General features: G+C 64.8%; 24 protein-coding genes and 3 pseudogenes. 6 read left to right on the top strand and 21 right to left on the bottom strand.

Annotated features, from left to right (window positions below; translation table 11 throughout):
* The first annotated feature begins 179 nt into the window (after positions 1–179).
* A complete protein-coding gene (locus ONR75_RS14405) occupies positions 180–1,163 on the top strand; it encodes a dienelactone hydrolase family protein (protein WP_265083180.1) in 984 nt (327 codons plus the stop codon).
* 66 nt (positions 1,164–1,229) lie between these two features.
* Entirely contained in the window at positions 1,230–1,652 is a 423-nt protein-coding gene (locus ONR75_RS14400) for a DUF4260 domain-containing protein (protein ID WP_265083179.1), read from the top strand.
* Between the two features lie 14 nt (positions 1,653–1,666).
* On the opposite strand, the gene blaOXA is transcribed toward ONR75_RS14400, so the two are convergent.
* From blaOXA to ONR75_RS14340, 12 genes and pseudogenes are all read right to left on the bottom strand, one after another.
* Positions 1,667–2,485 carry a class D beta-lactamase gene (gene blaOXA, locus ONR75_RS14395; RefSeq protein WP_265083662.1) on the bottom strand — a complete coding sequence of 273 codons (819 nt, stop codon included), beginning with the start codon at positions 2,483–2,485 and terminating at the stop codon, positions 1,667–1,669.
* Positions 2,486–2,570: 85 nt separating this feature from the next.
* Entirely contained in the window at positions 2,571–2,837 is a 267-nt protein-coding gene (locus ONR75_RS14390; RefSeq protein ID WP_265083178.1) for an EscU/YscU/HrcU family type III secretion system export apparatus switch protein, read from the bottom strand.
* Positions 2,834–4,567 carry a flagellar hook-length control protein FliK gene (locus tag ONR75_RS14385; RefSeq protein WP_265083177.1) on the bottom strand — a complete coding sequence of 578 codons (1,734 nt, stop codon included), beginning with the start codon at positions 4,565–4,567 and terminating at the stop codon, positions 2,834–2,836. Before ONR75_RS14385 ends, ONR75_RS14390 begins: the two co-directional genes overlap by 4 nt.
* A 54-nt stretch (positions 4,568–4,621) precedes the next feature.
* The gene (locus tag ONR75_RS14380) at positions 4,622–5,407 is read right to left on the bottom strand and encodes an ATP12 family chaperone protein (RefSeq protein ID WP_265083176.1); all 786 of its coding nucleotides are present in this window, start codon (positions 5,405–5,407) and stop codon (positions 4,622–4,624) included.
* Positions 5,408–5,471: 64 nt separating this feature from the next.
* Positions 5,472–5,795 (bottom strand): hypothetical protein, encoded by a 324-nt coding sequence (locus ONR75_RS14375; protein WP_320109729.1) that lies wholly within the window; start codon positions 5,793–5,795, stop codon positions 5,472–5,474.
* A gap of 37 nt (positions 5,796–5,832) precedes the next feature.
* A complete protein-coding gene (gene bluB, locus ONR75_RS14370; protein WP_413776474.1) occupies positions 5,833–6,489 on the bottom strand; it encodes a 5,6-dimethylbenzimidazole synthase in 657 nt (218 codons plus the stop codon).
* A gap of 201 nt (positions 6,490–6,690) precedes the next feature.
* On the bottom strand, positions 6,691–8,007 hold the full coding sequence (locus ONR75_RS14365) for an RluA family pseudouridine synthase (RefSeq protein ID WP_265083659.1): 1,317 nt from the start codon (positions 8,005–8,007) through the stop codon (positions 6,691–6,693).
* Between the two features lie 1,098 nt (positions 8,008–9,105).
* Complete coding sequence (locus ONR75_RS14360) at positions 9,106–9,603, bottom strand: IS5 family transposase (protein WP_265083175.1); 498 nt, start codon at positions 9,601–9,603, stop codon at positions 9,106–9,108.
* Positions 9,604–9,685: 82 nt separating this feature from the next.
* Positions 9,686–9,859: pseudogene (locus ONR75_RS14355) on the bottom strand (transposase); the annotation flags it as partial.
* A 473-nt stretch (positions 9,860–10,332) separates the two neighbouring features.
* On the bottom strand, positions 10,333–10,740 hold the full coding sequence (locus ONR75_RS14350) for a hypothetical protein (RefSeq protein ID WP_265083174.1): 408 nt from the start codon (positions 10,738–10,740) through the stop codon (positions 10,333–10,335).
* A gap of 293 nt (positions 10,741–11,033) precedes the next feature.
* Entirely contained in the window at positions 11,034–11,450 is a 417-nt protein-coding gene (gene arr, locus ONR75_RS14345) for an NAD(+)--rifampin ADP-ribosyltransferase (RefSeq protein WP_265083173.1), read from the bottom strand.
* Positions 11,451–11,923: 473 nt separating this feature from the next.
* Positions 11,924–12,325 (bottom strand): RidA family protein, encoded by a 402-nt coding sequence (locus tag ONR75_RS14340; protein ID WP_265083658.1) that lies wholly within the window; start codon positions 12,323–12,325, stop codon positions 11,924–11,926.
* 151 nt (positions 12,326–12,476) lie between these two features.
* Between ONR75_RS14340 and ONR75_RS14335 the strand changes: the two are divergent.
* Both ONR75_RS14335 and ONR75_RS14330 read left to right on the top strand, forming a co-directional pair.
* Positions 12,477–13,069: pseudogene (locus tag ONR75_RS14335) on the top strand (TetR/AcrR family transcriptional regulator).
* Between the two features lie 137 nt (positions 13,070–13,206).
* Positions 13,207–13,683 (top strand): cupin domain-containing protein, encoded by a 477-nt coding sequence (locus ONR75_RS14330; RefSeq protein ID WP_265083172.1) that lies wholly within the window; start codon positions 13,207–13,209, stop codon positions 13,681–13,683.
* A 141-nt stretch (positions 13,684–13,824) separates the two neighbouring features.
* Here ONR75_RS14330 and ONR75_RS14325 read toward each other — a convergent pair whose 3' ends face one another.
* From ONR75_RS14325 to ONR75_RS14315, 3 genes are all read right to left on the bottom strand, one after another.
* Positions 13,825–14,445, bottom strand: coding sequence for a hypothetical protein (locus ONR75_RS14325; protein ID WP_265083171.1), 621 nt, complete (start codon positions 14,443–14,445; stop codon positions 13,825–13,827).
* A 272-nt stretch (positions 14,446–14,717) separates the two neighbouring features.
* Positions 14,718–16,052 carry a replication-associated recombination protein A gene (locus tag ONR75_RS14320; protein WP_265083170.1) on the bottom strand — a complete coding sequence of 445 codons (1,335 nt, stop codon included), beginning with the start codon at positions 16,050–16,052 and terminating at the stop codon, positions 14,718–14,720.
* A 184-nt stretch (positions 16,053–16,236) separates the two neighbouring features.
* On the bottom strand, positions 16,237–17,649 hold the full coding sequence (locus ONR75_RS14315; protein WP_265083169.1) for a DegQ family serine endoprotease: 1,413 nt from the start codon (positions 17,647–17,649) through the stop codon (positions 16,237–16,239).
* Positions 17,650–17,963: 314 nt separating this feature from the next.
* On the opposite strand from ONR75_RS14315, the gene ONR75_RS14310 reads away from it, so the two are divergent.
* Both ONR75_RS14310 and ONR75_RS14305 read left to right on the top strand, forming a co-directional pair.
* The gene (locus ONR75_RS14310; RefSeq protein WP_265083168.1) at positions 17,964–19,553 is read left to right on the top strand and encodes an OprO/OprP family phosphate-selective porin; all 1,590 of its coding nucleotides are present in this window, start codon (positions 17,964–17,966) and stop codon (positions 19,551–19,553) included.
* A 120-nt stretch (positions 19,554–19,673) separates the two neighbouring features.
* Positions 19,674–20,690 (top strand): zinc-binding alcohol dehydrogenase family protein, encoded by a 1,017-nt coding sequence (locus ONR75_RS14305; RefSeq protein ID WP_265083167.1) that lies wholly within the window; start codon positions 19,674–19,676, stop codon positions 20,688–20,690.
* A 150-nt stretch (positions 20,691–20,840) separates the two neighbouring features.
* Here the strand turns inward: ONR75_RS14305 and ONR75_RS14300 are convergent, their stop codons facing one another.
* The 6 genes and pseudogenes from ONR75_RS14300 to rpsM form a co-directional block, all read right to left on the bottom strand.
* On the bottom strand, positions 20,841–21,635 hold the full coding sequence (locus tag ONR75_RS14300) for an SDR family NAD(P)-dependent oxidoreductase (RefSeq protein ID WP_265083166.1): 795 nt from the start codon (positions 21,633–21,635) through the stop codon (positions 20,841–20,843).
* An 86-nt stretch (positions 21,636–21,721) separates the two neighbouring features.
* Positions 21,722–22,774, bottom strand: coding sequence for an acyltransferase family protein (locus tag ONR75_RS14295; protein WP_265083165.1), 1,053 nt, complete (start codon positions 22,772–22,774; stop codon positions 21,722–21,724).
* Positions 22,775–22,836: 62 nt separating this feature from the next.
* On the bottom strand, positions 22,837–23,253 hold the full coding sequence (gene rplQ / locus ONR75_RS14290) for a 50S ribosomal protein L17 (protein WP_265083164.1): 417 nt from the start codon (positions 23,251–23,253) through the stop codon (positions 22,837–22,839).
* Between the two features lie 113 nt (positions 23,254–23,366).
* Positions 23,367–24,398: a DNA-directed RNA polymerase subunit alpha gene (locus ONR75_RS14285; protein WP_265083657.1), complete on the bottom strand. Its 1,032-nt coding sequence runs from the start codon at positions 24,396–24,398 to the stop codon at positions 23,367–23,369.
* Between the two features lie 114 nt (positions 24,399–24,512).
* Positions 24,513–24,903: pseudogene (rpsK, locus tag ONR75_RS14280) on the bottom strand (30S ribosomal protein S11).
* Between the two features lie 107 nt (positions 24,904–25,010).
* Positions 25,011–25,379, bottom strand: coding sequence for a 30S ribosomal protein S13 (rpsM, locus tag ONR75_RS14275; RefSeq protein ID WP_265083163.1), 369 nt, complete (start codon positions 25,377–25,379; stop codon positions 25,011–25,013).
* Between the last annotated feature and the right edge of the window lie 95 nt (positions 25,380–25,474).

Below are 25,474 nucleotides of genomic sequence, written 5' to 3'. Positions count from 1 at the left end.
GGCCCTGCCGTTTCGTGGTTGGCTGCTGTCTAGCATGCGTTGCACGGGCTGGAAAATGCCCTATTCGGCGACCCGCCCGGCCCGGCAATTGACAGCGCAGCGGCGGCCCCGCTCAATGGCGGCCAAATCGCCGCCGGCCGCACCATTGCGCCGGACGAGCTAAAATGGAGGATTCCCCGATGCGCCACGCCTACGCAGCGATCGCAGCGGCCCTGCTGCTGAGCTGGCTTCCCGCTTCCGCCCAGGAGCCCTCGTCCAGACAGATCGCGGCCCGGGTCGAACTGCATCCGATCCCGTCGCTGACCCTGTCCGACCAGCAGTTTCTCAGCGGCGACGGCAATGGCAAGCCGGTCACCGTGACCGGGGAATTCCGTGTCGCGCAAGGCACCGGTCGAATGCCGGTGATCGTACTGATGCACGGCTCCGGCGGCGTCGGCCCGAATGTGGAGCCGTGGACCCAGCAGTTCAACGCCATGGGCATCTCGACTTTCGTGATCGACGGCTTCACCGGCCGCGGCCTCACTTCGGTCAATACCGATCAGGCGCAACTCGGCCGGCTCAATTTCATCATCGATATCTACCGCACCCTCGACATTCTCGCCAAACACCCGCGCGTCGATCCGGACCGGATCATCCTGATGGGATTTTCGCGGGGCGGCCAGGCCGTGCTCTATGCCAGCGTCGCGCGCTTCCAGAAGCTTTGGAACAGGTCGGGATTGCAGTTTGCCGCCTACATTCCCTTCTACCCGGACTGCGGCACGACCTACCGCACCGACGCGGACGTGGTGGACCGGCCGATCCGGATCTTCCACGGCATGCCTGACGACTATAACCCGGTGGCCAGTTGCAAGGCCGTCGTGCAGCGGTTGCAGGACGCCAAACACGACGTGGTGCTGACCGAGTATCCCGACGCCCAGCACGGCTTCGACACGCCACTCAATGTCGGCACGGTGACGGTGGCCACCGGTGCGCAGTCCGTGCGCGACTGCAAGATCCAGGAGGCGGACGGCGGCGCGCTGGTCAATGCCGCCACCGACAAGCGGTTCACCTACAAGGATGACTGCGTGCGGCTCAATCCTCATGTGGGCGGCAACGCCGCCGCCACCCAGGCGGCGCGCCTCGCCGTCGGCGATTTCGTCCGCAAGGTGCTCAAGCTGGAGTGATCGCAGGACGATGGCTTTGCCGCGCGATTCGCCCTATACGCCGGTTCCAAACTTGGAGCAGGCGATATGGCGTATAGCGAGACCAACGTGACCAACGAGATCAACGGAGCTGCGACCGGCGGCGTGCTGTCGCTGCTGCGCTGGGAAGGTGTGGCGCTGTTTATCGGCTCGACGCTGTTCTACTTCATCTCCGGTGCGCCGTGGACCCTTTACGCGGTGCTCTTCCTGGCGCCCGACCTCAGCTTCCTCGGTTATCTGGCCGGCCCCCGCATCGGCGCCTTCGTCTACAACGCCCTGCACGCCACCATCGGGCCGCTGCTGCTGGTGCTGGTCGGACTGGCGTTGGCGGAGCCGATTTTCGGCTCGATCTCGCTGATCTGGCTGGCCCATATCGGCCTTGACCGCGGGATCGGCTACGGCCTGAAATATACCACCGGCTTCGGCTTCACCCACCTCGGCCGCATCGGCAAGGCCGCCGCCAAGGCCTGAGCGATCGCGGTGCGTCAGATCGCGCCGATATCGCTCAGGCACTGCTGCGTCAGCGTCATTCGGCTGGCCACGTGCCTGGGCTCGCGGACGTCGCAGTTCAGGGCGAACACGGTTTGCTCGGTGCCCTTCTCGGCCCAGCCCACCACCCAGCCGAGGCTGGGCTTGCCCAGTTCGGCGCCCAGCAGTCCGGTCTTGTAGCGGATGGTGGCATCGCCGACCTTCACCACCGGCAGGATGTCGCGCACCAGTTGCTGGCTGCGCGCCGCCGCCGGCAGCACGCCGCGGCGCAGCCGGTCGATGAAATCCATCTGCTCCATTGGATCGATGCGCAAGTCACCGGTCAGCCAGAACTGGTCGATGCCGCCGCCGATGTTGGAATTGCCGTAGTCGAATGCATTGAGATATTTCTGCATCCGTTCGGCGCCGATGCGTCGCGCGATCTCCTGATAGACCGGCACCGCGGATGCCGCGATCGCCGACCGTAGCGTGTGATCCTGATTCCATGCCGCGATGTCGCGCTTGACGCCGTCCCACTTGAACACGTCCTTGTCGGGATCGTCGACCACGTCGGTGTCCAAGGCGATCAGCGAGTTCGGAATCTTGAAGGTGGAAGCCGGCAACATCGCCTCGCCCGAACGCTCCTTGTCGCTGGCGACGATCAGGTAGTCCTCGGTCCTGTAGCCGACGAAGGTGCCGGCCGTCCCCTCATCGGCGAAGCGCTTGGCGAGACTGTCGCGTATCTCGCTGCGCTGTGGCGCGACATGGGCGAAGGCGCGCGACGGCATAGCGGTCGCAGCGGCAAGCAGGCCGAGGGTCTGGCGGCGGTTGATCAAGGCGGCACCCGATGCGAAGGACAATGCCGCACGTTGCGCGCCGCATCGTGGTAAAACGATGACGGCGCCCAGAAGTAGCCAAAGACTAGCGCAGGCCGCGCGACAGCTTGAGCACGAAGATCAGCACCTCGGCCACTGCCTTGTAGAGCTCGGCCGGAATTTCGTCGCCGATCTCCACGTTGGACAGCGCGCCGGCCAGCATTTCGTTTTCCTCGATGGGGATGTCGTGGGCGCGGGCGACCTCGACGATCTTGGCGCCGATGGCGCCCCTGCCCTTGGCGACGACCCGCGGCGCGCCGGTCTTGTCGTAGTGCAGCGCCACCGCAATCTGGTTCTTGGTCTGCACGGTCATAGCGCGCGGTCCAGGAAATGTCCGGCGGAAGCCGGCGCCGGCTGCGACGGCGGCGCGCCATCGCGGATCACGATATCGCCGGGATGCAGTTCGGCGCGAACCAGTGCCTGATTGAGCTGGCTGGCGCCATCGCGAAGCTGCTGCGCTGTCGCCGGCCGCTCTGCCCACATGCGCACCGAGGTCTTGTCGCCCTGCAGCGAGACCAGCGCATGCACCGGCCCGGCCGGCTCGACGTCGAGCGAAAACCGCGCCCGCCACACCTGCTGCGCCGCCTCGGTCGGATTGTCATTGCCGCCATCGCGCGAGATCTCGAACTGCGCGATCGCCGTGCCCTGCGGCATGGCGAAGGGAATTTCGAAGCTCCAGCGCGGCGAGGCCGGATCGATCCGCATCGACGATGCATCGCCGCGGTCCGGCAAGGAGGCGACCTGCATCAGCGTCTGCCGCGCGAGGGCGGCGTCGGTGTCGGCGAGCAGATGGCGAAGCGTGGTCTCGGGCGGCGCGTTGGCGACGATGGTCGCCGGCATCACCGGCTGCGCCGTAGGCAGCGCGCCGCGCAATGGCGGCGGCGGAATGTTGGTGTGCACGGTCGCGCTGTCGTCGACCTTCTGGGTTCGCATGCCCGTCAACGCCGGCAGCAAGGACAGCATCAGGCTGTCGCTGAGCCCCGCTTTTCCGGCGCTGGCCGCAAAGGCCGGATTGGCCTGCACGGCTTCCTGCAGCAGCGTCAGCGCGGCGCTGCCGGCCGCGGCACGCGCCGCGGACTCGGCCGGCGTCGGCGGTGTGAGGATGACCTGAACCGGCGCAGTATGACCGGCCACCTCGGCCGGAATCTCCGCAGCGGCGTTTGGTGCCGGCGACGCAGCTGTTTGCGCGGCGGGCAACGACGTCGCGATGGGCGCATCCGCCGTCTGCATAGCCAACAGAAAGGCCGTCTGCCCGTTCAGCACGACATCGGCCGCAACGCCCTGCGGGACGGCTGCAGCTATTCCCTGAGCGCCCTGCTGCATCGGCGCTGTTGCGGGCGCCGTCGCCATGTTGCCCAGCGTCGCGGTGAGGACCTGACGCAGCACAATCAGCGATGCCTTGAGATCCGGCGTGCTGGCCGACGGTGCTGCACCTGAGGCCAAGGAGGCTTCCAGGAACAGGCCAGATTTTTCGAACGCTTGCTGCACGGCAGCGCCGGTGAGGTTGGGATCGAGGTTGGGGCGCTGCGCCAGCAGCTGCGCCATGGCCTGCTGCAATTGCGGCGGCAGGTTCTGCAGCCCGCCGGCGGCGCCGAGATTGGCGAACAGCGGCGCCAGACTGGCCTGCTGGGTGGCAGCGATCTGCGTCGCGGTGGTGACCGCAAGCGCCTCCTGCGGGGTGAGCGGGTTTTTCACCAGAAGGATGGACGGAGCCTGCGCCGCAATGCTGTGCGCCGCGTCGGGCGCCAGCGTGACGACATCGCCCGATGCCGCGTTGGCGGGAGCGGGCAAGGCCTGCTGGTTGACCACGGCCAGCCTGATACCGTCAGACGTCTGCGACACCGCCAGTTGCAGGCTCTGGCCGGCCTGCAGCGGGACCTGCGTCTGCACGTCCAGGGATTGGCCGCCGATCGAGATCCGCGCCTGATCGGCGCCGAGCACCTGCAGCACCCGGGCGGTAATCACGCTGCCGGGCTGCATGACCACATTGGACACGCCGGGAATGGCGATGACCGGCGAGACGGGATTGACGACAAGCGACATGGGCTGCACCGGCTGATGGCCGACAAATCCTAGCGCAACGGCGTAAACCTCTCGTTAACCCGGATTGGGCGCCAGCGCCCGCAAAACGCTTGCGGCGGCCTCGAAGTCGACCTTCTTGGCGGCGCGGCGGGCGGCGACTTCCTCGTCGATGCCCCACTGCTCGATGTTCCAGTCCTCGTCCACATGGGCCGCGGCCCAGACCTGATCGGCATCGAGCCGGCCGCGCAGCAGCGCCACTGCCAGCAGCGCCGAGCCGGTCACGGTCGTCACCAGATGCAGCGCCGCGACGCGCCACGGATCGGACGGCAACACCGCGCGCACCGCCGCAACGGCCGCATCGGGCTGGCGGACGTGGATGATGCCTTCGGCGAGGATGAAATGCGCGCCAAGCTCTTCGGCGGCCCAGAACAGCACCGGATCCCACGCCCTGGCCTCGCGCGCGACCAGCGCCTCGGGATGACCGGCGCGATAGAACAACAGGTCGGTGCCGACATATTTCGCGATGTCGTCGGCCACTGCAGCGACGTTGTCGCCGACCGCATCGATGACGCTGTTGGCGAGCCGCGTCAGCGGCATGGTCATCGGATTGATGAACTCCTGCTGCGCGTCCCATTCGGCGGCGATGGCCGCGGCGATGTCGCGGTTCGGCGCCGCCAGCGGTTGTCGCGACGGCGTGCGCACTGTCCTGCCATCGAGGGTGATAGCAAAACCCTCCGGCGTCTCATCGAAGCCGGCCTTGACGTGAAAACGCTTGCGCTGCGGCCCGCGCGTCGACTTGCGCACCGCCTCTTCCGGATCGAGCCCCGCCTGGCCATAGACCTCGTCGAACAGTTCACGCATCGATCAATTCAATCCCGGTTGAGCGGCTGAGTTTAGCTGAAGCATCGGGGCAGGCAAAGACGGCCTACCGGTTGGCGCAGGACCGCGAATAGGCGGCGCGTTCGTTGGGTCCAAGTCCGGCGGCAGCGCCATCCTGCAGGCAGCCGGTGACGCGATCGCCGAACGATCCGCGCGACTCGATCCCCGCTTTCGGACTGGCCGGCGTGGAATCCAGTTGCGGAACCACCGGCACGGTGACGGCGGGCGGCGGCGGTGGGGCCGGCGGCGGCGGCGCCAGCATTCCGCCGCCGGGCGGCAGGATCTGCGCCGAGGCAGCGCCGCCGGCAGCGAGCGTCACGGCGATGATAGCAGTCAGAATGAGGGAGGCGCGTTTTACCATCGCTTTCATGTCGTGCCGCCGTCGCGCGCGCTCAAGGGGCGCCGCCTCAACGCCGGACAATGTGATCGCCCGGCGGCTGGCGTCGTTCCCAGCCGACGCGCTCCAGTTCCGGACGATCGTCCTCGGCCCGGGGATAGCCAATGCAGAGATAGCCGATCAGCCGCCAGTCGCGGGGGACGCCCAAGGAGAGCGCGACAACGGCGGGATCGAGGATCGAGACCCAGCCGACGCCGATGCCCTCGGCGCGCGCCGCCAGCCACAATGTCGAGATCGCCGCGACCACGGAATAGTCGGCCATCTCCGGCATGGTGCGGCGGCCGAGACCATGGCCGACCTCGGTTGCGCGTTCGCAGAACACCGCGAGATGGCACGGCGCCTCGCGCAGCCCGGCGAGCTTGAGGCTGGCGTAGCGCGACGCCCGCTCGTCGCTGCAGGCGCCCAGCGCTTCGGCATTGCAGGTCGTGAAATTGTCGAGCACCGCCTGGCGACGCGCGGGATCGTCGACGATGACGAAACGCCAGGGCTGGCTGAGGCCGACCGACGGCGCCAGACAGGCGATCCCGATCAGGCGCTCGATCGTCCCATCGGGCAAAGCATCGGTGCGAAAATGCCGGATATCGCGACGCCAGCCGAACAGGTCATGCAGGCGCGTGCGAAAGGCGTCGTCGAACTCCGGCGCGGCGTGCGGGGGCATCGGATTCATGTCGCTGCCATCGTTCGCCGGACGCGGTGCACTGCGCCGCTTATTAGCGGCGTGGTGCGCCGCAGATCCGGGGCCCAGCTTTGCCAAGGAAGAAACCGGGATCCCGGATCTGCGGAGCGGCACTTCGTGCCGCACCGCGTCCGGGACACGATACCGAGTCTACTCAATTCGAACGGATCAAGCTCCGACATCGTCACCGTTTTACTCTTCCGGCGCGTTCTCGATCGGATCGAAGCGATCGGCTTCGAGGCCGAGCAGATTCCACGACTGCAGCATGTGCGGCGGCAACGGTGCGGTGGCGTCGATGGTGCCGCCGCGCGGATGCGGCACCACGATGCGCCGCGCCAGCAGATGCAGCTTCTTCTGGATGCCGCCGGGCAGCTGCCAGTTTTCCTTGTTGAAGTATTTGGGGTCGCCGATAATGGCGTGGTCGATATGCGCCATGTGCGCGCGCAGCTGATGGGTCCGCCCGGTCACCGGCTTCAGCGACACCCAGGCCAGTTTTTGCGCGGACGTTTCGACCACCGCGTAGTACGTCACCGCGTGGCTGGCGCCCTCGTCGCCATGCTGGGCGACGCGCATGATGGTGTCTTCCTCGTTCTCTTCCTTGGCGAGATAGGTCGAGATGCGGCCCTGCTTCGGCTTCGGCACGCCGGCCACCAGCGCCCAGTAGATTTTTCGCGCCGAGCGCTCGCGGAACGAGCCGGTCAGCTTGGTGGCGGCAAAGCGCGTCTTGGCGATCAGGAGACAGCCGGCGGTGTCCTTGTCGAGGCGATGCACCAGGCGCGGCTTCTGGCCCTTGGCGTCGCGCATCACTTCCAGCATGCCGTCGACATGACGCACGGTGCCGGAGCCGCCCTGCACGGCGAGGCCGGCGGGTTTGTTCAGCACCATCACGTCGGCGTCCTCGAAGATGATCATCTCCTTCAGCGCCGCCAGCGTTTTTTGCGCGGCTTCGGAGAGTTCGCCGCCGCCGACTTTTGGCGTGTCGAGCTTGAGCGGCGGGATGCGGACGGTCTGCCCCTCTTCCAGCCGGTCCTTGCTGTCGGCACGCTTGCCGTTCACGCGCAGCTCGCCTTTGCGGACGATGCGCTGGATGTGGGAAAACGACAGGCCTTCGAAGCGCGCTTCGAGGAAGCGATCGACGCGCATGCCGGCCTCGTCGGCCGTGACGACAGCCATCTCCACCGCGGTCGGCAGCGGCGCCTTGGGCACCACCACCTTGGGCTCCGGCACGAAGGTCTCGGGATCGTAGGGCGGACGCTCGCGCTTCGGCTCGCGCTCGCGCGGCACGCGCGCCGGCGGACGGCCGCCGCGCGACGGCGGGCGGTCATTGCCGAACCGCTCGGTGCGCTGCGGACGCTCGGTACGTTCCGGACGCGCGGTTCGCGCCGGACGCTCGCTGCGGGCGCCACGGTCCGGGCTCTCGAAGCGGGCATCGCGCGGCTCGCGTGGCGCGCCTTCGCCCCATTCGGAGCGCTCGAGCGCGGCATCGATGCGGTTGCGCGACGGACGCACGGCGCCCGGGCGCTCGCCGAAGCTGCGATCAGATTTGGCGCGCTCCGGGCGCTCGGGACGGCCTTGCGTGCGTTCGCGCGGCGGACGCGCCGCCTGCGACCTGTCGCCAAAGCTGCGTTCGGGACGTTCGGATCGCTCGCTGCGCTGCGGACGCTCGGAGCGTTCGAACCGCGCCGGCCGCTCACCACGTTCCGGGCGCTCGGCCCGCTCCGGGCGTTCGCCGTCGCGGGCGCGCGGCGGCCGGGCGCTCATCGGACGATCGCTGCTGATGCGCCCGGCCTTGCCGAACGACGGCCGCTTGCCTTCGGGGCGCTCCGCGCCGCGGTCGCCCTTGGGGCGCGAGGTCTTGGAGCCCGTGGTGGTCCCCGCCGTCTTCGGACGCCCGCCCTTGCCGCGCGCGCCGGCAGGGCCGCGGGATTTGGCGAGGGGTTTCTTGTCGCGACGGCTCATGATGGGGCTCCGGGAGGTTGGCTTTGCGTAGCGCATAAGCGCTCGGGGGTCACGGTTTAATCGCCTGTCACGGGCAAATCGGCGCGTTCCCGCGGCTCGACGAGCCCGGGTTTTGCTGGGAGTCCGCCCCTCCGGACATGAGGGGTGGCGGCGCGCCTTGAGGCGCGATGGGTGGTTTGGTCACGATCCCTGCTGCGCCGTCTCGACGACGAAGCGGTGATCGCGTCGCCTCTCGGCGCGCCACCGCGGCGATTTTGGGCTCCAGGGCCGTGCTTCCGGGCCAGCACGTGGCTTGCGCCACTCCGGCGGGCTTTCCCCCGCCTTTCTCTGTCCGCGTCCAGCCACTCAAGGCAGACCCCCGCAGTAGGGTCGGACGGCCACCCAGGGCCTCCCGAGTGCGCGGGGATACGTCCTCCCCCGCCCGCAGGCGCCGCCTCCCGCCACACTCCAGACGCCTCATGAAGCGCCCCTCGTGGACGGGACGGATATGGATTATAGTCTTATGGGAATTTTGTCAATACTTGTTGAACAATTTGCGGCCACATGGCTGAGAAAACGTGAAGCTCGCATTTTCCCAAAAGCACTCTGTTTCGCACGACCACCAGCTTGCAATACTTGAGCTGAGCGGATGTCTAGGGTCCGGACTCACTACAGCCACCAGATGACGGCTGCGGCGAGGCTGATGGCACTCATGAAGTTTCGGACGTTGCGGTCGAATCGGGTGGCGATGCGTCGCCAGTCTTTGAAGCGGCAGAACATACGCTCGATGACGTTGCGCTGCTTGTAGATGGCGCGGTCGTAATCGTATTGGATCTTGCGGCTCTTGCGCGGGGGAATGACGGGCTCGGTGCCACGCTCGACCAACCACTCGCGCAGCGCCTGGTTGTCGTATCCCTTGTCCGCGACGAGTTCGGCCGACGGTGGCATCGCCTCGATGCAGAGCTGCGCAACCCTGCAATCGTGAACGTTTCCGGGCGTCAGGAGCAGGACGCAGGGGCGCCCCTTTTCATCGCAGACCGCATGGAGCTTGGTGTTTCGTCCGCCTTTCGTGCGGCCGATACCATGAGCCAAGGCCCCCTTTTCCACCGCCTGCGCAGCGGTGAACCTTGATGCAGCTGCTGTCGATGAACAGCCGGTCCGGCGCATCGCCTGCTCCCGCCAGCTCACTGAAAATGCCTTGCCAGATGCCGCGTTCGGACCAGCGGACGAACCGGTTATAAAGCGTCTTCTTTGGCCCATAGACGTCGGCGCAGTCGGCCCAACGGCCGCCACAGCGCAGGGCATGGACGATCCCGCTTAGCACACGACGATCATCTACCCGGGGCTTGCCGCGCACGCCGGTCGGAAGCAGCGGCTCAATTCGAGCCCACTGCGCATCGGAAAACCAAAAGAAATCACCCATCTCACCGCCTCCTCGATGAGGCAGTGAATCACGATCAGGCTGCCAGGGGAATCCGGCTATTGGGTCCGGACCCTAGTCTGCCCAAACCATTGCTTCCGTTGCAATACCAATCGATCGCAGAATTTGAGGATTGGTCCTGGAAAGGGCTCGCGCAAACTTTCTAGAGAACCAAACCCATTTCGACAAAGCATTTGTATTGTCGCCTTGCTTAAGATTATCGACGTTACTCTTTAACATCTGGACTATTTCGTCATACCACTCCTTTACACGAACTGAGTGGTCCTCGCCCGGCGCCGCCGCGGATCCCAGCAGGTGAAATATGTAGTCAAGACATGCGACACCATCTTCAGCACGACTAATAAGCGAGGCTCCCCTGGGTGACGATCGAGCGATCGAGACAGAGACGGAGATAGAACAACACGTGGATATATAGCGACCCGTGACTCAAGCTCATAGGCCTCGACCATTGCTGATCAAAAAACGACACCGTTAGAATGGTACAGTGGACCTTTGGAAACTCCGCCGCGAATGAGGAAACCAATGCTAAGTGCGGCGGCAGCAATTCTGGCAATTCTCAGAATTACGTCGAACAAAACAAGCCCTAGCGTCGTCTGCTCATCCTGACCAAGATCGATACGGCTCATCGGATAGCTAGCAACAATATGATCCGAAAATGTACTAATTGTTGGACGCAATCGAATTGCGCTCATGTTCGCGCCTGGTGGGTCAGAATCGTTGGAAAATTCGCCTCTCATTGTTGAGATTGCGCGAAGGAGAAGCAGAAGCTTTAGTTGAATCGACTCGTCCAACTGGACGCTGGCACTACTGAATCCGAGAAAGTCGACGAATACGGTTACCTGATCTTCAAAGATCGCTTCCAAACTAATCTTCCCTATGATTGTGACAGCATTCACAGACGGCATACACCGTACCGCTCGTATACAATATTTCCACCCACTCAATCGAGCCTTCTTAGAAGCGGGAAATAGCGAGCACGGTTCGCCGGCTCTAATTTAGAGCAGACAACCAGCATAAATCTAAATTTACTTATACTTTGCGATTTGAATCGACCAGCAAGCGTAGGGTGGGTTAGGCGCCCTTGCGCCGTAACCCACCATCGTGAGCCGCGATCCGGAATCGGCGGGTTACGCCCTCGGCTAACCCGCCCTACTCGCTAGTCGATAATGTGGGCGGTACCATCCGCTTTCATCCGGGCGAGCCCGTCCTTCATCTGTCGCAACCGTTCGACGGTGTGTCCTTGCCAATTTGTCACCTCGGCAATAATCCGTAGAGGATCACGGGAACGATAGGACAGCGTTGGATTTCCCGGAAACTTCTTATCGGTCAGGTTGGGGTCATCCTCGATCGATCCGGTGGGCTCCACTACATAAATGCGTTGCGGCGATTGGCCAGCGGCAAGCTCGGCGCCCCAGATCGCCGCGTCCAGCGTGCTCGCAAAATAAACCCAGGATAATGGTTTGGCATCGGTGAAATTTGACTTGTGGCCGGCGACGATCAGGTCACCGGCTTGCAGATCGGCACGCGTCCCGTGGAAAAACGATTGAGCGAACATGCTGGCGAGAGCTGACATGGGCCAGAATCCTTTTCAAACGAATCAAGGATCAATTCAATGGCACGGGAGCCCCAACTTGACGCAAGTCCCACCTCACGTTAGACAACAATAGTGGAAAGACGCCGATTTCCCCTTCTCCAAAATGATTTGAAATAGCGCCGGATCGGCGACTGCCTGCCGGCAGAGCCAAGCGTATTGTAGTAACACTACACTACACAATCTGCGGTCCGGAAATATTGGGTTACGCGCTGAGCGCTAACCCGCCCAACTCGCTCTGCACGGACTTCACCGGGACCCCGGCTCTGCGAAGCAACACTGCGTGTTGCATCGCGTCCGGGGCACGATCCAGCGTGGCAAGCAAGCGTAGGATGGGTAGAGCCACCGGGTCGCGCGAAGCGCGCCCGATGATAAACTCCGCGAAACCCATCGCTCCCGTGCCGGTGGTTGATGGGTTTCGCGAAGACGCTTGACCCATCCTGCGCGCCCTCGCCCTACGCCGGCTGCTGCGGAATGCGCGCGATGACCTTGATCTCGAAATCGAAGCCCGCCAGCCAGTTGACGCCGACCGCGGTCCAGTTCGTATACGGCGGTTCGCCGAACGCGCGCTGCCTGACGGCGTTGACCGCATCGAACTGCGTGGCCGGATCGGTGTGGAAGCTGGTCACGTCCACAATATCGTCGAACGTGCAGCCCGCCGCCTTGAGCACCGCCGCCAAGTTGTCGAAGGCGAGCTGGACCTGCCGGTCGAAGACCGGCTCGGGCGAGCCATCCGCGCGGCTGCCGACCTGGCCCGAGACGAACAGCAGATCGCCGGAGCGAATGGCTGCCGAATAGCGGTTGATGTCGTAGAGGGCCTGCCGGCCCGGCGGAAAAACGGCGTCGCGCTTGGTCATCAGTGAAGTCCTTTCAATCGCGGGCGGCATCGGTTTGATCACGCCCCCGCAGTAACGGATTTTCATATACGCTCCGTATGTGAGCAGGTTTTACACATACGGCGCGTATGTCAATATCCGCAGGCGCGGAACTTTGGAGTGAGCAGAAGCAATGCTGGCGACACGGCGGACGGATATGATGCAGGTGACCCGGGCCAAGCTCATTGCAGCGGCCCGGCAAGCCTTCGCGACCAGGGGCTATGCGGCGGCCTCGATGGACGACCTCACCGCGCAGGCCGGCCTGACGCGCGGGGCGCTCTATCACCATTTCGGCGACAAGAAGGGCCTGCTGCAGGCGGTCATCGCGCAGATCGATGCGGAGATGCTGGCGCGCGCCCATGCAGCACGGCTGCCCGCGAAGACGCCGTGGCTCGGATTTCTCAACGAGTGCGTCGCCTATATCGAGATGGCGTTGGAGCCGGAGATCCAGCGCATCGTGCTGCTCGACGGCCCCGCCGTGCTCGGCGATCCTCGCAATGGCCGAGCCAGACCGCCTGCCTGCGCGCCACCACGCAGACCATCCAGGCGCTGATCGATGACGGCACGGTCAAGCCCGTCGATGCCGAAGCGGCTGCGCGGCTGATCAACGGCGCGGCGTTGAATGCCGCGCTATGGATCGCCGCGGCCGACGATCCCCACGCGGTGTTTGCCAAAGCTGTCGCAGCGTTCCGCCATCTGGCGGCCGGTCTGCTGAGGCAAGCGTGAGATTTTGCAGCAACGCGAAGCCCGCATGAGCGTAGCGACAACCGCCGCGCAAATTGGAACCGTTACCCCACCCATTACTTGGTGAGGCGCCAAGGGATGCGCGACGTCACGTCGCAGCAGGCATGAGGATACGGGTCATGAGCCATACCGCCGCCAGGATTTCAGATATCGGGCCGAAGCCGCAATCGTTCGACATTGAAAGCGCAACCAAGGCCAATACGGACTATCGATCCGTCGCATGGAGCGGGCGCTACTTGCAAGTGACACTCATGTCGATCCCGCCAGGCGGCGACATCGGCCTCGAAGCCCATCCGGAGACCGACCAGTTCATCCGCCTCGACGCGGGCCGCGGCCGCGTGCAGATGGGAGCCGCGAAGGACAAACTCTCCTTTGAAAAGGATGTCACGGACGGCTGGTGCGTGCTGGTGCCGGCCGGCACATGGCACAACGTCACCAACACCGGGACGACGCCCATGCAGGTCTACACGGTCTACGCGCCCACCCACCACGCGGCCGACAAGGTGCAGGCGACGGCGGCGGTGGCCAAGGCCGACAAGAAGGATGAACCGCCGGCATGGTCGGTGCAGCCCAAGCACGGGGTGGACAAGCATTGAGCAAGCGTGGGGTGGGTCAGGCGCCCTTGCGCCGTAACCCACCATCGTGAGCCGAGATCCGGAGTCGGCGGGTTACGCCTTCGGCTAACCCGCCCCACTCGCTACTCGCCCGCCGCGCTCATGCGGGCTACTTGCGACTAGCTAGCGTCGCACGCCGGAGAACGGCGACAGCGCGGGCAGCAGCGGCGAATTGATATCGCTGTCGCCCGATCCCTGCTGGGTGACGCTGGCCTCGAACGACAGGGTGACATTGGCTGTCGGCTGGAACGCGACGCCGGCGCGGGCGCGGTAGCCGGCGTTGATGCTGGCATCGCTCGAGAACGGCGCTAGCGGACTGCCGATGCCCGGCCGGTAGTTCAACTTGTCGAAGCCGACATAGACGCTGGACGGCAGATCGCCGGCGCCCTTGAAGGCGTAGCCCGACAGCGCGCTCTGATAGGAGAGCCCGCCGAAATCGGAGGCAGCGCCGTTCAACCCGAGACCGTTGAGACCGATATTGCCACTCTGGCTGCCGGCAAACATGCCGGTGCGAAAATTGTCGCGCCAGTCCGACGAGGCATCCTGCGCGACATAGCGGGCATCGAAACCCGGAAAGTTGCGATAGGTGCCGGCGCCGCCGGCATCGGTCCAGCCGCCGCCAAAACCAAACAGCCCGTTGGGCAGCCAGTATTGCACCGGCGCGACCTGGGCATGCGCCGGCGCGGCCGGGCATAGCGCGGCAAGGACGACGGCAAGCGTGCAGCAACGTGTGACAATCGACATCGGGCACCCGTGAAAACGCTTCGCGATCATACGCCCGGGAGGCCGCCAAGGCCAGCGAGCGCGCGACGGGAACCGCGACGCCTGGTCGCATTCCAGGGCGCGAGCCCGTGGGCGAGCGGACCCGGAATGACAGACGCGAACCTCGAAGAACATCGTAGGGTGGGTTAGCGCGCATCCACCTTCGCCCTGAGGGCTTCGGCGGACGAGCGCGCGTAACCCACCGTTTTTCGGATCGCAATGGCGGGTTACGGCGCAAGAGCGCCTAACCCACCCTACTCGTCCGCGTTCTTCGCTGCGCGCAGCCTTGCCCAGTAGTCGAGCCGCTTGCGGATCTCGCGCTCGAAGCCGCGGTCGGGCGGGTCGTAGAATTGCTGGCGGCCCATCGCTTCCGGGAAGTAGTCCTGGCCGGAGAAGGCTTCCGGCGTGTCGTGGTCGTATTGATAGCCGCCGCCATAGCCTTCGGACTTCATCAGTTGAGTCGGCGAATTCAGGATGTGTTTCGGCGGCAGCAGCGAGCCGCCCTGTTTCGCAGCAGCCGTCGCCGCCTTGTAGGCCATGTAGACCGCGTTGGATTTCGGCGCGGTGGCGATGTAGACGACGGCCTGCGCAATCGCCAGCTCGCCTTCGGGATGACCGAGAAAATCATAGGCGTCCTTAGCGGCGTTGCAGATCACCAGCGCCTGCGGATCGGCGAGGCCGATGTCCTCGACCGCCATGCGCACCACGCGACGCGCCAGGAATAGGGGATCCTCGCCGGCATCGAGCATGCGGCAGAGATAGTATAGTGCGGCGTCGGGATCAGAGCCGCGCACGGATTTATGCAGCGCCGAGATCAGGTTGTAGTGGCCGTCGGCGGACTTGTCGTAGATCGGCGCGCGGCGTTGCAGGATATCCTGCAACTGCACGGCGTCGAAGGTCTCGCCTTTTCGCGCGGCGCGCCAGACTTCCTCGGCCAGCGTCAGCGCGGCGCGGCCGTCGCCGTCGGCCATGCGCACCAGCACGGCGCGGGCTTCGGCGTCGAGCGGCAGCTTCCGGCCTTCGATGGCTTCGGCGTGGGCGTAGAGCTTTTCGATCGCCGCCGAGTCGAGCGACTGGAACACCAGCACGCGCGCGCGCGACAAAAGCGCCGCGTTGAGCTCGAAGGACGGGTTCTCAGTGGTGGCGCCGACCAGCACCACGGTGCCGTCTTCCATGACAGGCAGAAACGAATCCTGCTGGGCCCGGTTGAAGCGATGCACCTCGTCGACGAACAGCAGCGTGCCCTTGCCCATCTCGCGGCGGGCGCGCGCGGCCTCGAACACCTTCTTGAGATCGGCGACGCCGGAGAACACCGCGGAGATCTGCTCGAAATGCAGTTCGGTGGCATCGGCCAGCAGGCGTGCGACAGTGGTCTTGCCGGTGCCGGGCGGGCCCCAGAACACCAGCGAGCCCAGCGTGCGGGTCTCCAGCATGCGCGTCAGCGCGCCGTCGGGGCCGAGGATGTGATCCTGGCCGACGACATCCGCCAGCACCCGCGGCCGCAGCCGCTCCGGCAGCGGACGCGGCGCGTCATGCTCGAGGCCGGCGGCGGCGAACAGATTCGTGGACTGGGGATGTTTCGGGCTCATCAGCGCTGACCAACCTTGTCCCGGACGCTGCGCAGCGCGCGGGATCGCGCATCGCGCGGGCCAGCGTGGTGCGCTGCAGATCCGGGACCGTCAGAATCGACAGCGTTCGGTACGGTCCCGGATCTGCGGAGCAGCGTAAAGAACGCTGCACCGCGTCCGGGACACGAAAGATTTGCGTGCAATCTCATCCGCCGAGCGTGACGTTGAGCTGCTGGCCGCCGCGGACCAGCACGATGCGCCAGATCCGGCTGGGCTCGCGTACCGCCTTCTGCAGGTCGCTGGTCTTGGCGATCTTCTGGTTGTTGACTGCGAGGATGATGTCTCCCTTCTGGAAGCCGACGCTGGCCGCGGTGGCGTCATCGGCGAGCTCGGTCACCACCACGCCTTCGATGCTGGAATCCAGCCGCAGCTCGTCGGCGAGCGCCGGCGAGCTGTTGGCGACCTTCGCGCCCTGGAACGGCGAGCGGCCGGAGATGACGACCTCATCACGGCCGGTGTCCGGCGCAGTTTCCAGGGGAACCGTCAGCGTCACCGGCTTGCCGTTGCGCTGGACCTCGAGCTGCGCGGTGCCGCCGAGCGGGCGCGTGGCGAAGCGGTAATCGAAGGCATTGATGTCCTCGATCTTCTGGCCGTCCACCGCGACAACGAGATCGGAGAGCTTCAGCCCTGCCCGCGCCGCCGGACTGCCCGGCGTGACGCTGGCGACCAGCGCGCCGCTCGGCGCCTTGAGCCCGAGCGTTTCGGCAATCTCGGGGGTCACCGATTGCAGCCGCGCGCCGAGCCACGGCCGCTTCACGGCCTTGCCGCCGCTCTTGGCGGAAGCAACCACGACGCGCACCATGTTGGCGGGAATGGCGAAGCCGATGCCCTGCGAGCCGCCGGAGCGCGAGAAGATCGCGGTGTTGATGCCGACCAGCTTGCCGGTCATGTCGACCAGCGCGCCGCCGGAATTGCCGGGATTGATCGCGGCATCGGTCTGGATGAAGAACTGATAGTCGGTGATCCCGACCTGGGTGCGCGCCAGCGCCGAGACGATACCGTGGGTCACGGTCTGTCCGACGCCGAACGGATTGCCGATCGCCAGCACGACGTCGCCGACCAGCAAGTCGTCGGAGTTGGCGAAGTCCAGCGTCGGGAACTTTTCCTTGCCGTCCTTGATGCGCAGCACCGCAAGATCGGTGCGGCTGTCCTTGAGCACGATCTCGGCCTCGAATTCGCGCTTGTCGGCCAGCGAGATCTTGACCTGGTCGGCGCCCTCGATGACGTGGTTGTTGGTGACCACCAGACCGGACGAATCGACCATCACGCCGGAGCCCAGCGAGCGCTGCATCTGCTCGGGCTGCGGGCCGCCGCCGCCGCCGAAAAAGCGGCGAAACAGCGGATCTTCCATCAGCGGATTGCGCACCTGCACGGTCTTGGCGGCGTAGACATTGACCACAGCCGGCTGCACCCGCTGCACGATCGGCGCATAGGACAGCCGGATCTCGTTCGGCGAGACGGGAACGCGGCGGTCCTGCGCCAAGGCACCGCCGGTCGCGGCAGACAGCAGGGTGGCACAAAGGGTCAATGTCGCAGCAGCGCGAAGATTGGGGAACATCAGGGCCTCTCAGGGAAATTACCGGCAATATAGGCCGTTCGCCGGCGCAATAGAAGGGTGCGTTGCCGGTAATCCCGGCCCACCGATCGGTTCGACCGGCGACCCCGCAGACCGGATCCGGGCGCCGCGAATGGCTTCAATGCGCGCATCACATGACGACCGTCATCTGTTTGTCAAAACAGTCTCGATGGGGCTCCGGAAAGACACAGTCGGCCACAAAAGACGGCGCTGCGATGCCGAACTTCAAAAAGGTGACTTCCCTTGAATCGCGATTGGCGCAACCAATTGGCCATCGCATCATCAGGGGTGATCTCATGAAAATCACGAGGAAGGCGGCCGCCGCTGCGGCTGGAGTTCTGGGCGTTCTCGCAGCATGTCCGGCGCGCGCCGAAACCGCCGGCGCCGACACGGAGATCGCGCTGCTGAAGCAGCAGCTCAAGCTGATGGAACAGAAGCTCGACAAGTTGCAGAAGCAGACGACGGCCAACACGGCGGCCGCCGCGCATGCCAACGCCAAGGCCACGACCGCCGAAGCAAAGGCCGACGTCAAGGTCAGCGTCGCCAATGCCAATGCGGCCTACACCAAGGGGCCGATCGCACCGCCGTCCGGCGTTGTCGTCACCATGCCAAACAATCGCCCGACGATCTGCAGCGCCGATCAGCAGAACTGCGTCGCCATCACCAGCCGCCTGCATTTCGACGCCGGCGGCTACGACTATCATCCGAATTCAGCAGCGACCTCGCCGCAACGGCTGGACAACGGCATCAACACCCGACGTGCCCGCATCGGCCTTGTCGGAAAATTCTTCGGCGACTGGAACTACTCTCTGGTCTATGACTTCGGCGGCAGCTCGGACGGCTTCGGCGGTGCGGCGGCAGGCTCGCTGCCGGGCGGCGGCGTCTCCGGCGTCGAGAACGCCTATCTCAGCTATACCGGCTTCAAACCCTTCGGCGGCAAACTCGCCATCGAAGGCGGTATCATGGATGTGCCATACACCCTCGACGAGGCCACCAGTTCCAACGATATCCTGTTCATGGAACGCGCTTCCGCGGGGATCATCGCCACCAACATCGCCGCCGGAGATTTCCGCTCGGCGTTCGGCGCCCGCTGGTACAATGATTCATTCTGGATCGGCGCCTACGCGACCGGACCATCCTCGGGCGCCATCCATTCGGCGTCGAGCGTGACGCCGAACGGCGCTACCGAGCAGTTCGGCACCGTCGTACGCGCCGCCGGCCAGGTACTCAGCGGCAAGGACTACTCGTTCCATCTTGGCGGCGACGCACAGTTCCTGATCGAGCCTTCGCACAATCTGGTCACCGGAGCGAAGACGCTCACGCTGAGCGATCGGCCCGAGCTTCGTCTCGACCCGACCTCGCTGGTTTCGACCGGAGCGATCGCAGGGGTTTCCGGCGCACAAGTCTATAGCGCTGAAGCGGCGGGCACCTACGGGTCGCTGTATTTCCAGGGCGAGTACTTCTGGTACAACATCGACCGCACCGCTTTTGCGGCGCTGCCGAGCCTGAAATTCGACGGCGGCTATGTCCAGGCGAGCTACGTGCTGACCGGTGAAAGCCACGCCTACAACGCGGCCACGGCCTCCTATAGCGGCATCAAGCCGGCAAACCCGTTCTCGGCGACCGGCGGCGGCTGGGGCGCCTGGGAAATCGCCGGACGCGTGAGCACCGTCAACCTCAACGACCAACTCGCGACCGCCAACGGCATCGCCGGCGGACGACAGACGGTCTACACCGCCGCGCTCAACTGGTACGTCAACGGCAACATCCGCTTCATGTTCGACTACCTGCATGGCGATGTCGCCAGGCAGATCAGCGCGGTCAATGCCGGCGATGCCGGGTCGAAGCTCGACGCCTTCGCGATGCGGACCCAGGTCGCGTTCTGATACGCCGCCTGAGACAAAGACGGGGGCAGCGCGGGCTGCCCCCGGGCACCGGATTGCTTGCAATTGGCCGGCTGCCGCGCCACTCCACCCGCACAGTCACGCGCGATCAGGAGATCCGGAATGAAGGCCGTCGGTTACAAGACATCCCTGCCCATCGATCAGGCGGACTCGCTGGTCGATTTCGAAGCTGCAAAACCGGAGCCGGCCGGCCGCGACATCCGCGTCGCCGTGAAGGCGGTCTCGGTCAATCCGGTGGACACCAAGGTGCGCATGCGCGCCGCGCCGCGCGACGGCGAGCCCAACAAGATCCTCGGCTATGACGCCGCCGGCATTGTCGATGCGGTCGGCCCCGACGTCACCCTGTTCAAGGCCGGCGACGAGGTGTTCTACGCCGGCTCGATCCTGCGCCAGGGCACCAATGCCGAGTTCCACCTGGTGGATGAGCGCATCGTCGGCCTGAAGCCGAAGACGCTGTCCTTTGCCCAGGCCGCGGCCCTGCCGCTCACCTCGATCACCGCCTGGGAACTGCTGTTCGACCGGCTCGGCGCCCTGCCCGGCCGCAGCGTCGACCCGCGCACCCTGCTGATCGTCGGCGGCGCCGGCGGCGTCGGCTCGATCCTGATCCAGCTGGCGCGGCGGCTCACCGGGCTCACGGTGCTGGCAACCGCGTCGCGGCCGGAGACGGTGAAGTGGTGCCGCGAGCTCGGCGCCCATGCCGTGATCGACCACAGCAAGCCGATGAAGGACCAGATCGCGGCGCTAAAGCTCCCGGAGGTGGCGTTGATCGCCAGCCTCACCGGCACCCAGGATCACTTTCCGGCGCTCGCCGACATCCTGGCGCCGCAGGGCAAGATCGGCGTGATCGACGATCCCGCCTCGGTCAACTTCTCGCTGCTGAAGGGCAAGGCCGGATCGCTGCACTGGGAATCCATGTTCACCCGCTCATCGTTCCAGACCGCGGACATGATCGGCCAGCATAGACTGCTCAGCGACGTCGCCGACATGATCGACAAAAGCGTGCTGCGCACCACGCTCGAGCAGACCTTCGGCACCATCAATGCCGCCAACCTCAAGCGTGCGCACGCGCTGATCGAGTCCGGCAAGTCGGTCGGCAAGATCGTGCTGGAAGGCTGGTAGCGCTCGAACGCACACAACTGTCGTCGCCCGGCCGGCGCGCAATTGCGCGCCAGGACCGGGCGACCCAGTACACTCAGGCCTGCGTGTACTGGGTCCCCGCTCCGCGCGCGCCGAAGGCGCGCTAGGCGGGGACGACAATCGTGGCCGGCGTCAGGCAATTGTCTGCACGATGCCGCCTTCGGCGCGCAGCGCCGCGCCATTGGTCACTGACGCTTCCTTCGAGCTGACATAGACCACCATGTTGGCGATCTCCTCGACGCTGGCGAAGCGCTGGATCAGCGAGGTCGGCCGGTTCTGCTTGACGAAGTTGGCCGCAGCCTCGTCCAAGGACTCGCCGTTTTGCCTGGCGAGATCCTTGACGAAGGTCTCGACGCCTTCCGACATGGTCGGCCCCGGCAGCACCGAATTGACGGTCACCGCCGTGCCGCGCGTCAGTTCGGCGAGACCGCGCGAGATCGCCAGCTGCGCCGTCTTCGACATGCCGTAATGGATCATCTCCTTGGGGATGTTGAGCCCGGACTCCGACGAGATGAAAACGATGCGGCCCCAGTTGCGCTTCAGCATGCCCTGCATGTAGGCGCGCGACAGCCGCACGCCCGACATCACATTGACTTCGAAGAAGAGGGTCCAGTCCTCGTCCGGAATGTCGAAAAAGCCCTTCGGCTCGAAGATGCCGGCGTTGTTGATGAGGATGTCGACGTCAGGCAATGCTGCGACCAGCTTTGCGCAGCCGGCGGCGGTGGAGACGTCGGCCGCGACACCCTTCACCTTGGCGCCCGGCACGGCCTTGACGATCTCCGCGACCGCGGCGTCAACCTTCGGCTGGGTGCGGCCGTTGACGACGACCTCGGCGCCGGTCGCCGCCAGCCCCCTGGCGATGGCGTGGCCGATGCCGGAGGTCGAGCCGGTGACCAGAGCCGTTTTTCCGGAAAGATCGATCTTCATCATTTTCTCCCGCTCGTCATGAGTTGCATCGCGCCGGCGACGTTCTGCGAAACACCTGCCCCGCCACTCGCAAGCTGAAAGTTTAGCTAGTGAGCCGGACCGCGCGACGGAAGGCCTGAATTGTCAGATCGCCCGAGCCTCTTACGCAACCGCAACGCAGGCTGCTCGACATATCGCGCAGAAAGGATGGCCAGGATGGTCACGATCACGACGACCATGCCGAGCCGGATCCAGAAACTTCCGGACCAGTTCGACACCAGTTGCTGGACCGGAAACGCGTACAGGTAGACGCCGTAGGAAATGTCCGCCCTGGGCATCAGCCAGGACGGCAGCGGCACCCGGTTCAGCACCACGCAGCCGATGACGACTGCGACAAGAAATCCCGCACTGCCACTGTCGCCAATCGCGAACCCCAGCAACAGCAATGCCATCGTCGCCAATGCCGGGACCAATCCGATCCGTCGCTCGAGCAGCGCAAGGCCGGCGCCGGAGGCAAAGATGACCGCGAAGGTGGCAAGATATTTCCCGTCGAGCAGCGGTGCGAGCGGCCGCGCCAGGCCGAACAGCATCAGCGCCGCAACGCCGGCAATCATGACAACGGCAAAGACCATCGGCTTGAACCGGCAACAGACCGCAATGATGGCCATTGCGAGGTATAGCTTCACCTCGTGCGGCAGGGTCCAGAGCGAGCCGTTGACGGCCCTCGGATAGATGTTGGCGTCGAACACGCCGGGAAGCTCGTAGTCGAGCCCGAACAACAGCGTTGAATTTCGCCACAGGAACGATAGCGGTGCGTTGCGCGCGAACAGGCCGCCTTCCGGCAGCAGATAGGCTGGCCACTCCCGCGTGGTGACGCAGGCGCCGAGAACGATGCAGAACGCGACGCAGACGACCAGCGCCGGAAAGATGCGGAACGCGCGGCTGGTCAGAAAGACGGCGACCGACTGCGACCTGAACAAGCTCTGCGCATTCAGATAGCCGCTGATGGCGAAGAAAATCAGGACGCCGAATCCGCCCCAGGTGGCGGCCCATGGAATCGCCTGCTCCGGAAAACCGGTCAGCGCGAACTGGTGCGACCACAGCACCATGAACGAAGCGACCAGGCGCATCAGATCGAAATTTCCAGACCGCTTGTTCATCCGGGCGCTCAATAAAAAAGCGGCGCACAAGGCGCCGCTTTTAAAACCGCGATGGAAGTGGCTTACGCCGCTTCCGACTTCTTTTCCTGGGTCGGACCGGAATCGAGGCCCTTGGCATCCTCGTCGCGATCGACGAACTCGATGACGGCCATCGGCGCGTTGTCGCCGTAGCGGAAGCCTGCCTTGATGATGCGGGTGTAGCCGCCCTGGCGGTCGGCGTAGCGCTTGGCGATCACGTCGAACAGCTTGCGGACCTGATCCTGATCCTTCATTTCGCTGATCGCCTGGCGGCGCATGTGCAGGCCGCCCTTCTTGCCGAGGGTGACCAGCTTCTCCACGATCGGGCGGAGCTCCTTGGCCTTCGGCAGCGTGGTGACGATCTGCTCGTGCTTGATCAGCGACGCGCACATGTTGGCGAACATCGCCTTGCGATGTTCAGCAGTGCGGTTGAGCTTACGATGAACCTTACCGTGACGCATGATGTGTAGTCCTTATTCAATTGCCACGACGGTTCGTCGGACATGTTTCAGGTGGGCTGCCTGCGTTCGCCCCGAAGCGATGGCCGGGATGACCCGGCCACGCCAATTCGATTCTAGTAGTGGTCTTCGAAACGCTTGGCCAGCTCGTCGATGTTTTCCGGCGGCCAGCCGGGCACTTCCATGCCGAGGTGCAGACCCATCTGTGCCAGCACTTCCTTGATTTCGTTCAGCGACTTGCGACCGAAGTTCGGGGTGCGGAGCATTTCGGCTTCCGACTTCTGCACGAGATCGCCGATGTAGACGATGTTGTCGTTCTTCAGGCAGTTTGCCGAACGAACCGACAGTTCGAGCTCGTCGACCTTCTTGAGGAACGCCGGGTTGAAGGCGAGATCCGGAATGATCTCCTGCGCGACTTCCTTGCGGGGCTCTTCGAAGTTCACGAACACGTTGAGCTGGTCCTGCAGGATGCGCGCGGCATAGGCCACGGCGTCATCCGGCGTGATCCCGCCATTGGTCTCGATGGTCATGGTCAGCTTGTCGTAATCGAGGATCTGGCCCTCGCGGGTGTTCTCGACCTTGTACGACACCTTGCGCACCGGAGAATACAGGCTGTCGACCGGGATCAGGCCGATCGGCGCGTCTTCCGGACGGTTGTGCTCGGCGGCGACGTAGCCCTTGCCGGAAGCGACGGTGAACTCCATGCGGATCTCGGCGCCCTCGTCGAGGGTGCAGATCTGCAGATCGGGGTTCAGCACGGTAACGTCGCCCACGGTCTGGATGTCGCCGGCGGTGACGGCGCCCGGGCCCTGCTTCTTCACGACCATGCGCTTCGGGCCTTCGCCGAGCATCTTGATCGCGATGTCCTTGACGTTCAGCACGATGTCGGTGACGTCCTCGCGGACACCCGCGATCGACGAGAATTCATGCAGCACGCCGTCGATGTGCACCGACTGCACGGCTGCGCCCTGCAGCGAGGACAGCAGGATGCGACGCAGGGCGTTGCCCAGCGTCTGGCCGAAGCCGCGCTCGAGGGGCTCAGCAACCAGGGTCGCGAAACGGGTCGGGTCGCTGCCGGGGGTGACCACAAGCTTGTTGGGTCGGATCAGTTCTTGCCAATTTTTCTGGATCGTCACTGTTTCACCCATCACTGCCAAGAGATCCTGCCGTCAAGATCACTGGCGTTGGAGAGCGCGGATCAGCCCGCGCGATACACATCAAACAAAAAGTCGCGGACAGCCGGGCTGTCCGCGAGCATCAAATCAAACGCGCCGACGCTTGCGCGGACGGCAACCGTTGTGCGGGATCGTGGTGACGTCGCGGATCGAGGTCACCGTGAAGCCCGCGGCCTGCAGAGCGCGCAGCGCCGATCTCGCGGCCCGAACCGGGACCAGCGACTTCGACTTCCAGCGTGCGCATGCCGTGCTCCTGCGCCTTCTTCGACACGTCCTCTGCGGCGACCTGCGCGGCATAAGGGGTCGACTTGCGCGACCCCTTGAAGCCCATCGTGCCGGCCGACGACCAGGCAATGGTGTTGCCCTGCGCGTCGGTGATGGTGATGGTCGTGTTGTTGAACGACGAGTTCACGTGCGCAATGCCGGATGCAATGTTCTTGCGTTCACGACGGCGGACGCGTGTGGCTTCCTTGCCCATATCAAACCTTTCAGAGGATCTCGAACGCCGCCGTAGTGCCAGCGGCTACACCAAAAATAACGACAGAAGCGGACCGAGGCCCGCTCCTGCTAATTCAAACCAGCAGATTACTTCTTCTTACCGGCGATCGACTTGGCCGGACCCTTGCGGGTACGCGCATTGGTATGCGTGCGCTGGCCACGAACCGGCAGACCGCGACGATGACGCAGGCCGCGATAGCAGCCGAGGTCCATCAAACGCTTGATGTTCATGCCGGTCTCGCGACGAAGATCGCCCTCAACCATATAGTCGCGGTCGATCACTTCACGGATCTGCAGAACTTCAGCGTCGCTGAGTTGATTGACGCGGCGATCCGAAGGGATCTTCACCTTCTCGAGGATATCGGCCGCGTGCTTCTGGCCGATGCCATGAATGTACTGCAGCGCAATCAGAGCGCGCTTGTTGGTCGGGATGTTCACACCGGCGATACGGGCCAAGACTTCTCTCCTGTCACCAGTCCATCACGGACCGGCATTATATTCATTCTGTCGGGCGGGTTACCGCAAACGCGATACACGACGCCCGTCCCCTG

Source organism: Rhodopseudomonas sp. P2A-2r, from assembly GCF_026015985.1.
In the GTDB taxonomy this organism is placed as follows: Bacteria; Pseudomonadota; Alphaproteobacteria; order Rhizobiales; family Xanthobacteraceae; genus Tardiphaga.
This window is presented reverse-complemented; position numbering and strand designations above follow the sequence as displayed.